This window comes from Isoptericola sp. NPDC060257, assembly GCF_042726645.1.
Classification (GTDB): domain Bacteria; phylum Actinomycetota; class Actinomycetes; order Actinomycetales; family Cellulomonadaceae; genus Isoptericola; species Isoptericola nanjingensis.
Map to the genome: position 1 here is coordinate 1 of NZ_JBHXAW010000169.1, position 9,908 is coordinate 9,908.

Genomic DNA, 9,908 nt, shown 5'->3' on the forward strand with positions numbered 1-9,908 from the left:
CCTCCATGACGGAGGCCGGGGGCTCGACGGGTGCTGCGAGAGGTCAGACCGCCTTGGCGCTGACCCGGATGAACGTCGGGTTCGACTGCCAGATGCTGCGCTTGACGACGCCGACGCGCGGGTTGCCGGCGTCGATCTGCTTGCCGTCGCCGATGTAGATGGCGACGTGGCCGGGCGACCAGATCAGGTCGCCGGGCTTGGCGTTCTTGCGCGAGACCTTCTTGCCGACGTGCTTCTGCGCGGACGACGTGCGCGGCAGCTTCTTGCCGATCGCCTTCTTGTACACGTAGGAGGTGAAGCCCGAGCAGTCGAACGAGCTCGGCCCGGTGGCGCCGGAGACGTAGCGGGCGCCGACCTTCGTCTTCGCGATCGCCACGACAGGCGAGCCGGGCTTCTTCGCGGTGGTCGTCACGGTGCGGCTGGACTTCGCGAGCAGCCTCGAGCTGCTCGGGTCCACCACCACGCGAACCTTGTTCTTGCCGACCTTGTGCATGGGCCAGCTCGGGTTGAACGTCGCCTTGCCGTGCCGGATCGTCTTGGTCGACTTGACCTTGCCGTTGATGACGAGCTTCGCCTTCCCGGCGATCGTCTTGCCGGCACGCTTGGCGGTGACGGTGTACACGGGGCGCTTGGACTTCCCCGAACCCTTGATCAGCGTCGTCTTGGTCGCCTTGAGGCTGACGGACGGCCGGGGCTTCGAGGACGTCGAGGCCGCCTGGACCGCCGTGGCGGCCGGGGCCGCCGAGGCGTGGGGGGCGACGGCGATGAGACCGCCGCCGGTGAGGGCGCCGGCGACGGCGTGGGCGATGATCGCCCGGCGGGGCCGGCGAGCGGCCACGGCGGCGGTGCCGGGGCGCGCGGGGGCAGGGGGCATGGACATGGGGCGTGACCTCCAGCCTGCGAGATGAGCTGTCGGGTGAGGCCGAGATCGTTGGCCCGCCACCAAGGTGGCTGAACCCCAAGGCCGGGAGCGTCCGGGCGGTGTGCCCGGGCGGCCGGCCGGAAGTGGGTCTCCCGCTGCTGCCGTGAGTTTCGTGGTCACCGGGACGCCGGCAGCACTCGGCTGCGTCCCGGTCGGCCGGCACCCGTTGCTAGGTGCGGTCGAGGGACGCTAACCCTGGGGACCCTTCGAGGTCACGTTCCGGTAACAGGTACGGCGTGTCGCTGGCGCGGGGGCCGACATGTATCGGCCCTGGACGAGTCCGGTCAACCCCGGCCGAACCGGACGTCGTCCCCTGATACCGGATGTGACGAAGATCACTGTAGGAATCCACCGGTGGGGGGACGTCGAAGACGTCGACCGGTCCGCGCGTCCGACCACGGTCGCAGGCTCAGCGCAGCAGGTCGGACGTCGCCGGCGAGGCGGAGACCGCGACGCACAGCCCCGTGCGGTCGCCGGCCGCCCAACCGTCCTCGGACGGGGTGAGGACGACGAAGGTCGGCCCCACGTCCTCGCGGCCCGCGGCCCCCAACAGTCCGGGCCCGCAGTCCGCGGAGGCCTTGCGCACCAGCGCGTCGTGACCGGGCCACACCGCGCCGGCGGCCGAGTCCGTGCGCCCCACCACCTGCGCCCCGTGCTCGCTCGCGCACGGCACGACGGTCACCCGGCCGACGTCGCCGGGAGGCAGGTCCCGCAGGCACGACCTGAGCACGAGCTGCGTCGCGTTCACCTCGCGGGCTCCGGTCACCACGGCCGGCACCGGGGCGGTCGCCCGGTCCCGCGCCGCCGCGACCCCGATCGCGACGGCCCCGCCGACGACCGCGAGCGCCACCACCGCCACGGCCGCACGACCTGCGCCGCGGCGCGCCCGGGCCGTGCCGGCGCCCCCCGCCCGGGGTGCACGCGGCACGGCGTCGCCGGGCGGGGCCGCGCCGTCGTCGCCCGTGCCCGGCAGGCCCAGGCCGACGAGCCCGTCCGCCGGCAGCACGCCCGCAGGCGTCGGCGCGGCGAACACCGGCTCCGCGGGCGGCGGGGCGGAACCGGGTGCGGGCTCGTCCGCAGGGTGCCGCCGGTGCAGGGCGCCCTGGTCCGGCTGGTGCCGGTGCTGGTCCTCGGTCACGACGTGCTCCGCGCGTCAGGCCGGGTCGGCGAGGTCGAGGATCACGGGGACGTGGTCGCTGGCGCCCTTGCCCTTGCGCTCGTCACGGTCGATGACGACGCCGGTGACGCGCTCGCGCACGGCGGGGGAGGCGTAGGCGAAGTCGATGCGCAGGCCCTTGTTCCGGGGGAACGCGAGCTGCTGGTAGTCCCAGTAGGTGTAGGTGTGCTCGGCGGGCAGGTGCTCCCGCGTCACCTCGGTGTACCCGGCGGTCGCGAACGCCGTGAACGCCTCCCGCTCGGCGGGGGTCACGTGGGTGTGGCCCTCGAACGCGGCCGGGTCGTAGACGTCCGTGTCGAGCGGGATGACGTTCCAGTCGCCGACCAGCGCGACCTGGGTGCGCGGGTCGTCGGCGAGCCAGCCGGCCGCGGCGTCGCGCAGCGCACCCAGCCACGCCAGCTTGTACGCGTAGTGGGGGTCGCCGACCGCGCGGCCGTGCGGCACGTACAGCGACCACACGCGGACGCCGCCGCAGGTGGCCCCGAGGGCGCGCGCCTCGACCGGCGGCGGCACGTCGAGCAGCGTCGCCGGCGCCTCGACGGGCTCCACGTCGGGCGCCTCGGTCGGCGCGTCGTCGGGCACGGTGGCGGGAGCCTTGGCGAACCCGGGCTGCCCGGGGAACGACGTCTCGACGTCCGCGATCCCGACCCGCGACGCGATGGCGACGCCGTTCCACGCCGAGTGCCCGGTGTGCGCCACCTGGTACCCGGCGGCCTCGAACGCCGCGTGCGGGAACTGCTCGTCGCGGCACTTGGTCTCCTGGATGGCGAGCACATCGGTGCCCGAGCGCTCCAGGAAGGCGATCACCCGGTCGACGCGGGCACGGACGGAGTTGACGTTCCAGGTCGCGAGGCGCACGGGCGCCAGGCTACCGGCGGAGGCCGACGGCACCGGTCGGTCATCCCCACGTCGCGGTGTCGGGGTCGACGCCGGGCGTCGCGGGGCTGATGCTGAACGCGGGGAAGGTGGTGTCGGTCGTGCGGCCGGCGCGGAGCCTCACGTCGCGTGAGGGTCAACCCCGCGGCGTCCGCCCTCTAGGCTGCCCTCATGGGTACCGCGCTCGTCACCGGCGCCACCGCCGGCCTCGGCCTGGAGTTCGTCTGGCAGCTCGCCACCGCGCGACACGACGTGGTCGTCGTCGCGCGCGACGCCGACCGCCTGGAGCAGGTCGCCGCGCAGGTGCGCGCGGCCGCCGGCGTGCGGGTGGAGGTGCTGCCCGCAGACCTGTCCGTGCCGGAGGACCTGGAGCGGGTCGCCGCCCGGCTCGCCGTCACCGGCGACGAGGAGGGCGACGACCGGCGCCCGGTGGGCCTGCTGGTCAACAACGCCGGGTTCGCCACGGCGCAGTCGTTCGTCGGCGGCGACCTCGCCGTCGAGGTGTCCGCGCTGGACGTCATGGTCCGGGCGGTGCTCGTGCTGTCGCACGCGGCCGCCGGGCAGATGACGGGCCGCGGGCGCGGCGCGATCCTCAACGTCGGGTCGATCGCCGCGCTGACCGCCGGCGGCACCTACGCCGCGGCGAAGGCCTACGTGCGGTCGTTCACGGAGGGGCTGGCCGTCGAGCTCAAGGGCACCGGCGTCACGGCCACGGTGCTGAGCCCCGGGTTCGTGCGCACCGAGTTCCACGACCGGGCGGGCGTGGACATGTCCACGATCCCGGACGCCGGCTGGCTCGACGCCCCGACCGTCGTCTCCGAGGCGCTCGCGGACGTGCGCCGCGGCGTCGTCCTCTCGACACCGTCCGTCCGCTACAAGGCGGCTGCGGCCCTGCTGCGCCTTGCCCCGAGGGTCGCCGTCCGCGCCGTGGGCAAGTACCGCTGACCTCCGCCTTCGCCGACACCGGGCGAGGACCGCTCGGCTACCCCACGATGGTGGCGTGATCCGGGGGACGACGCCGGCGACGGACGCCGGGGGCGGCCGGAGCGCCGTCCCTGGTGGGGCCACGCTGGACTACCGCGACATCTTCGACGCGATGGCCGTGCCGAAGATCGTCCTGGACCCCGACCTCCTCGTGCTGGACGCCAACCGTTCGTACACCGAGCCGCTCGGGGTGCCGGCGGACGCCCTGGTCGGGCGCACCCTGGCCGACGCCGTGGCGCAGGTGCCGGGCGGACCTCCCCCTGTGCCCCGCGCCCTGGACGCGATCGACCGCTGCCTGCGCACGGGCATGCCCGAGGTCGTCGAGCCCACGCGATGGGACCTGCCGGACCGGCGCACGGGCGAGACGGGCCCGCGGTACTGGATGCTCCTCGCGCTGCCGGTGACGCGGCCGGGCGACCCGACCGTCCGCGCCGTCGTCGTGCGCGTGGAGGAGGTCGACGCGGCCGACGTGGAGGGCACGGACGGGCGCGCCACGCCCGAGCGCATGTCGTGGCACAGCACGGTCGCGCGGATGCGCGCGACGGCGGCCGCCGAGCGCGAGGCGGCCGTCACGCTGCAGTCCTCGGTGCTCGCCCCGCCCCCGCACGTCGCGGGGCTCGTCGTGGACGTCCGCTACCAGCCGGCGAACCGGATCACGCGGGTCGGCGGAGACTGGTACGACGTCGTGGTCCGGGAGTCGGGCCGGGCGGTGCTCGTCGTGGGCGACGTGGCGGGGCACGACGTCGACGCCGCGGCCACCATGACGCACCTCAAGGGCGTGCTGCGCACGGTCGCGGTCGAGGACGACGCCGGCCCCGCCGAGGTCCTCGACCGGGCCGAGCGTGCCGCCGCCGCGCTGCGGATCGAGGGGTTCGCCGCGGTCACGGCGGCCGTGGTGGACCCACCCGCGCCCGACGGGTCGCGGCGCGTCACCTGGGCACGTGCCGGGTCGCTGCCACCGCTGGTGCGGAGGGCCGAGCGCGGAGCCGAGCTCCTCGGCGAGCGCCCCGGCAGGCTGTTCGGCCTGCTGCTGCCCACGGACCGGCCGGAGTCGACCCTCGACCTCGACCCCGGCACGTCGTTGCTGCTCTTCACCGACGGCCTGGTCGAACGGCGGGGAGAGCTGTTGTCCGACTCCCTGGAGCTCCTGCGCCAGGACGTCGAGCAGGTCGTGGACCGCCGGCTCGAGCGGCTGGCCGACTGCGTGCTGGCGCGGAGCACGCCGATCCGGGGCGCCGACGACGTGGCGCTCGTCGCGCTCCAGGTCGACGCCGCCCCCGCGGACGGGCAGGAGGCCGTCGGTACGATGACCGGGTGACCTCCTCGGATACCACCTTCGGCCCCACGCCCCGCGAGCAGCTGCGCGACCTCATCACCGAGCTCGCCGTCGTGCACGGCAAGGTGACGCTGTCGTCCGGCAAGGAGGCCGACTACTACGTCGACCTGCGCCGGATCACGCTGCACCACCGCGCGGCCCCGCTGGTGGGGCACGTGCTGCTCGACCACCTGGAGGAGGTCGGCCTCGGCACGGCGGAGGTGGACGCCGTCGGCGGCCTCACCCTCGGCGCGGACCCGATCGCGGACGCGCTGCTGCACGCCGCGGCGTCGCGCGGGCAGGACCTCGACGCGTTCGTCGTCCGCAAGGCGGCCAAGGCGCACGGCATGCAGCGGCAGATCGAGGGCCCCGAGGTCGCGGGCCGCAAGGTCGTCGTCCTCGAGGACACGACGACGACGGGCGGGTCGCCCATCACGGCCATCGAGGCGCTGCGCGCCGCGGGCGCCGAGGTGCTCGGCTGCGCCACGATCGTCGACCGCGCCACCGGGGCCGGCGAGAAGATCGAGGCGCTCGGCGTGCCCTACCACTACCTCTACGACCTGGCGGACCTCGGCCTCGCCTGAGCGGTCAGTCGCGGCGGCGGCCCAGCAGGAAGCCGCCGCCGAGGCCGGCGAGTAGCGCCCCGACGCCGATCATGGCGGGCGGCACCCACCAGTTCGGGATCTGCGGGTGGAACGTCGTGTCCGACAGCGGGGCGTACGCGAACCAGCCGAGGGTGAAGGTCCAGGTCGAGGCCTGGTAGACCCCGAGCACCACCAGCACGGCGCCGACGACGAGCGCGGCCCGCACGAGGACCCGCTCCCGGCGCGTCATACCCGGCCGATCAGGTCCGCGATCGAGTCGACGACGTGCGACGGCCGGAACGGGTACGTGTCCACCTCGGCCGCCGTGGTGGAGCCGGTCATGACGAGGAAGGTCTCGAGCCCCGCCTCGATGCCGGCGACGACGTCGGTGTCCATGCGGTCGCCGATCATCGCCGTCACCTCGGAGTGGGCGTCGATCCGGTTGAGCGCGGAGCGGAACATCATCGGGTTCGGCTTGCCCACGTAGTACGGCGACCGGCCGGTGGCGGCCTGGATCATCGCGGCGACGGCGCCGGTGGCGGGCAGAGGCCCCTCGGCGGACGGGCCGGTGGTGTCCGGGTTGGTGGCGATGAAGCGGGCGCCGTCGCGCACCAGGCGGATCGCCTTGGTGATCGCGGTGAACGAGTAGGTGCGGGTCTCGCCCAGCACCACGTAGTCCGGGTTCGACTCGGTGAGCGTGTACCCCGCCTCGTAGAGGGCGGTGGTGAGGCCGGCCTCGCCGATCACGTACGCCGAGCCGTTGGGGATCTGGTCCGTGAGGAACTGCGCGGTGGCCAGCGCGGACGTCCAGATCGCCTCCTCCGGGACATCGATGCCCGACGTCGCGAGGCGGGCGCGCAGGTCGCGCGGCGTGAAGATCGAGTTGTTCGTGAGGACGAGAAACGGGCGCTCCGCGTCGCGCAGGGCGCGGATGAACTCCGGCGCCCCGGGGATGGCCTGCCCCTCGTGCACGAGGACGCCGTCCATGTCGGTCAGCCAGCACTCGATCCGTCGTTCGCTCACGCCGCTCACCCTAGTGGGCGGGGCGGCCCCGCGCGTGCGCCAGGATGGGCGCATGACGACGATCGCGGTGGTGGGCGGCACCGGTCAGGCCGGGCGCGCCGTGGTGCGGGAGGCCGTGGCGCGGGGCCACGAGGTGCGGGTGGTATCGCGCCGGCGCGCGGACCTCGAGCCCGGTGCGACGCACCACGCGGCGGACCTCCTCGACGACGACGAGGCGCGGGTCGCGGGCGCGCTCGCCGCGGCGCTCGACGGCGTGGAGGCCGTGGTCGACACCAGCAACGGGATGACGCCCGCCGCCCAGGCCGTCTTCACGGCGGGTGCGCGGCGGGTCGCGGGCTCGGCCGGTCGTGCGGGCGTGGGGCGCGCCGTCGTCCTCTCGATCGCCGCGGTCGACCGCAGCGCGTACGGGTACTACCGGGCGCACGCCGAGCAGGAGCGCGTCTACGCCGCCGGGCCCGTGCCGGCGACGGTCGTGCGGGCCACCCAGTTCCACGGGTTCCTCGACCTCTTCTTCGGCCGCGACAGCCGCCTCGGGGCCTGGTCGCGGCTCGGGCTCCTGCCGTACCCGCGCGGCTGCCGCTTCCAGACGATCGACCTGCGCGACGTCGCCCGCGCGCTCGTCGACGCGGCCGAGGGCGCCGACCCGCTCGGGGTCGCGCCCGGCACGGGCCCGTCCGGTGCGCCGACCGCGACCGTCGGCGGGCCGCAGGTGCTCGACGCGCGGGCGATGGCCGGCGCCTGGCGGCGGGCGCGCGGCTCCCGCCGCCTCCCGGTGGCCGTGCCGCTGCCCGGCCCGCTCGGGGAGTTCTTCCGCGCCGGGCGCAACCTCGTGCCCGACGCCGCGGCGGGCACGATCACCTACGACGCGTGGCTGGCCGGGCGATGACCGACGCGGAGCAGGAGGCGCCCGGGCGCGAGGTCGGCGTCGGCCCGTGGCCCGGCGGCCCGGACGCGTGGCCCCGCCTGCCCGACGGCGCCCCGGACCCCCGCTACGACCCCGAGCTGCTCGCGCACGGCGACCGCCGCAACGTCGTCGACCGGTACCGGTACTGGACCGTCGAGGCGGTCGTCGCCGACCTCGACGCCCGCCGCCCCGCCGGGCGGGAGCTGCACGTCGCCATCGAGAACTGGGCGCACGACCTCAACATCGGCTCCGTGGTGCGCACGGCCAACGCGTTCAACGCGGCCGGGGTGCACGTCGTCGGCCGACGGCGGTGGAACCGGCGCGGCGCGATGGTCACCGACCGCTACCTGCACACCCACCACCACCCGGACGCGGCGGCGCTCGCCGCCTGGGCGGCGTCGGCGGACGGCGGGGCCGGCCTGCCGGTGATCGGCATCGACAACCTGCCCGGGTCGGTGCCGCTGGAGGCCTACGACCTGCCCGCCCGCTGCGTGCTGCTGTTCGGCCAGGAGTCCACGGGCCTGACGCCGGAGGCGCAGGCGGTGTGCGCCGACGTCCTGCACATCACCCAGCACGGCTCCACGCGGTCCCTCAACGCGGGCGCCGCAGGTGCCGTCGCGATGCACGCCTGGGCGTCGCGCTGGCTCGCGCCGTCTCACGGAGCCGACGGCATGTGACTCTCATGACCCGGACGTGAGAAAATCCGGTTGCATGCGGGTCGCACGGCGCCCGTCGCGACGAAGCATCCCGCTGCATCCTCGTACGCCCCGTCATTGGAGTACCGCAGATGCCTATCGCAACCCCCGAGGTCTACGCCGAGATGATCGACCGGGCGAAGGCCGGCAAGTTCGCCTACCCCGCCGTCAACATCACCTCGTCGCAGACCGTGACCGCCGCTCTCCAGGGCTTCGCCGAGGCCGAGTCGGACGGCATCATCCAGGTCTCCGTGGGCGGCGCCGAGTACGCGTCGGGCTCCACCGTGAAGGACCGCGTCGTCGGCTCGCTGGCCCTCGCGGCCTACGCCACGGAGGTCGCGAAGAACTACTCGGTGAACATCGCGATCCACACCGACCACTGCGTCAAGAAGAACCTCGACTCCTGGGTGCGCCCGCTGCTCGCCCTCGAGGCGGAGCAGGTGAAGGCCGGCAAGAACCCGACCTTCCAGTCGCACATGTTCGACGGCTCGGACATCCCCCTGGACGAGAACCTCGTCATCGCCGCCGAGCTGCTCGAGCTCTCGCAGGCCGCGCGCACCATCCTCGAGATCGAGGTCGGCGTCGTGGGTGGCGAGGAGGACGGCCACGAGGCCGAGATCAACGAGAAGCTCTACACGACGGCCGAGGACGGCCTCGCCACCGTGCGCGCCCTCGGCGCCGGCGAGAAGGGCCGCTACCTCACGGCCCTCACCTTCGGCAACGTGCACGGCGTGTACAAGCCGGGTGCCGTCAAGCTGCGCCCGTCGATCCTCGCGGACATCCAGAAGGCCGTCGGCTCGGAGATCGGCAAGGAGAACCCGTTCGACCTCGTGTTCCACGGCGGTTCGGGCTCCACGGCCGAGGAGATCTCCGAGGCGGTCGACAACGGTGTCATCAAGATGAACATCGACACCGACACGCAGTACGCGTTCTCGCGCCCCGTCGCGGACCACTTCTTCCGCAACTACGACGGCGTCCTCAAGGTGGACGGCGAGGTCGGCAACAAGAAGGCCTACGACCCGCGCGCCTGGGGCAAGCAGGCCGAGGCCGGCATGGCCGCCCGCATCGTCGAGGCCGCGCAGCAGCTGCGCTCCGCCGGCCACAAGATGTGACCCTGCACCTCATGACGAGGTAGCTCGAAGGGGCGGTCCGCACACGGTGCGGGCCGCCCCTTCGTGCTCTCTCGGGAGATTCCGTACTACCTCGGCGTCAGCGGGGCGCGGGGGACTCCAGGTCGAAGCCGGGGTCGACGTCGACGATCTCCAGCAGCTCGCCGATCCGTGTGACCTCGAGGAGGAACCGGACGGTGGGCGGGGCGCGAAGCACCCGCACACGGTGCGGGCTGCGCGACGCGAGGCGTGCGAGGAACGCCACACCCGAGGAATCCATGAAGGTGACGTGATGGGCGTCGATCTCGACGGGAAGGCC

At 74.2% G+C, this 9,908-nt stretch carries 12 protein-coding genes; 6 read left to right on the plus strand and 6 right to left on the minus strand.

Going from position 1 to position 9,908, the window contains the following annotated elements:
• Positions 1-43: 43 nt before the first annotated feature.
• The 3 genes from ACFWEK_RS14060 to ACFWEK_RS14070 all read right to left on the minus strand — a co-directional run bounded on the left by ACFWEK_RS14060 (position 44) and on the right by ACFWEK_RS14070 (position 2,957).
• Positions 44-880 (minus strand): C40 family peptidase, encoded by an 837-nt coding sequence (locus ACFWEK_RS14060; protein WP_430554453.1) that lies wholly within the window; start codon positions 878-880, stop codon positions 44-46.
• A 451-nt stretch (positions 881-1,331) separates the two neighbouring features.
• Positions 1,332-2,060 (minus strand): septum formation family protein, encoded by a 729-nt coding sequence (locus ACFWEK_RS14065; RefSeq protein WP_430554454.1) that lies wholly within the window; start codon positions 2,058-2,060, stop codon positions 1,332-1,334.
• Positions 2,061-2,075: 15 nt separating this feature from the next.
• Positions 2,076-2,957 carry an exodeoxyribonuclease III gene (locus ACFWEK_RS14070; protein WP_430546397.1) on the minus strand — a complete coding sequence of 294 codons (882 nt, stop codon included), beginning with the start codon at positions 2,955-2,957 and terminating at the stop codon, positions 2,076-2,078.
• A gap of 189 nt (positions 2,958-3,146) precedes the next feature.
• Here ACFWEK_RS14070 and ACFWEK_RS14075 point away from each other — a divergent pair, with 189 nt between their 5' ends.
• Genes ACFWEK_RS14075 through pyrE form a run of 3 tightly spaced genes read left to right on the plus strand, consistent with a single transcriptional unit; the run spans position 3,147 to position 5,858 of the window.
• On the plus strand, positions 3,147-3,920 hold the full coding sequence (locus ACFWEK_RS14075) for an SDR family NAD(P)-dependent oxidoreductase (RefSeq protein WP_430554455.1): 774 nt from the start codon (positions 3,147-3,149) through the stop codon (positions 3,918-3,920).
• A 55-nt stretch (positions 3,921-3,975) separates the two neighbouring features.
• The gene (locus ACFWEK_RS14080; protein WP_430554456.1) at positions 3,976-5,277 is read left to right on the plus strand and encodes a SpoIIE family protein phosphatase; all 1,302 of its coding nucleotides are present in this window, start codon (positions 3,976-3,978) and stop codon (positions 5,275-5,277) included.
• Positions 5,274-5,858 (plus strand): orotate phosphoribosyltransferase, encoded by a 585-nt coding sequence (pyrE, locus tag ACFWEK_RS14085; protein ID WP_430546394.1) that lies wholly within the window; start codon positions 5,274-5,276, stop codon positions 5,856-5,858. Before ACFWEK_RS14080 ends, pyrE begins: the two co-directional genes overlap by 4 nt.
• 4 nt (positions 5,859-5,862) lie before the next feature.
• On the opposite strand, the gene ACFWEK_RS14090 is transcribed toward pyrE, so the two are convergent.
• Positions 5,863-6,108, minus strand: coding sequence for a hypothetical protein (locus ACFWEK_RS14090; protein WP_430546393.1), 246 nt, complete (start codon positions 6,106-6,108; stop codon positions 5,863-5,865).
• The gene (locus ACFWEK_RS14095) at positions 6,105-6,845 is read right to left on the minus strand and encodes an HAD-IIA family hydrolase (RefSeq protein WP_430546529.1); all 741 of its coding nucleotides are present in this window, start codon (positions 6,843-6,845) and stop codon (positions 6,105-6,107) included. The genes ACFWEK_RS14090 and ACFWEK_RS14095 overlap by 4 nt, the downstream gene beginning before the upstream one ends.
• Positions 6,846-6,933: 88 nt before the next feature.
• Here ACFWEK_RS14095 and ACFWEK_RS14100 point away from each other — a divergent pair, with 88 nt between their 5' ends.
• The 3 genes from ACFWEK_RS14100 (at position 6,934) to fbaA (ending at position 9,592) form a co-directional block, all read left to right on the plus strand.
• Positions 6,934-7,767 (plus strand): SDR family oxidoreductase, encoded by an 834-nt coding sequence (locus ACFWEK_RS14100; RefSeq protein ID WP_430554457.1) that lies wholly within the window; start codon positions 6,934-6,936, stop codon positions 7,765-7,767.
• Positions 7,764-8,462, plus strand: a complete 699-nt coding sequence (locus ACFWEK_RS14105) for a TrmH family RNA methyltransferase (protein ID WP_430546391.1) — start codon at positions 7,764-7,766, stop codon at positions 8,460-8,462. The genes ACFWEK_RS14100 and ACFWEK_RS14105 overlap by 4 nt, the downstream gene beginning before the upstream one ends.
• Before the next feature lie 110 nt (positions 8,463-8,572).
• Complete coding sequence (gene fbaA, locus ACFWEK_RS14110; protein WP_429766120.1) at positions 8,573-9,592, plus strand: class II fructose-bisphosphate aldolase; 1,020 nt, start codon at positions 8,573-8,575, stop codon at positions 9,590-9,592.
• A gap of 97 nt (positions 9,593-9,689) precedes the next feature.
• On the opposite strand, the gene ACFWEK_RS14115 is transcribed toward fbaA, so the two are convergent.
• A partial coding sequence (locus tag ACFWEK_RS14115; protein WP_430554458.1) for an STAS domain-containing protein occupies positions 9,690-9,908 on the minus strand: 219 nt, incomplete at its 5' end.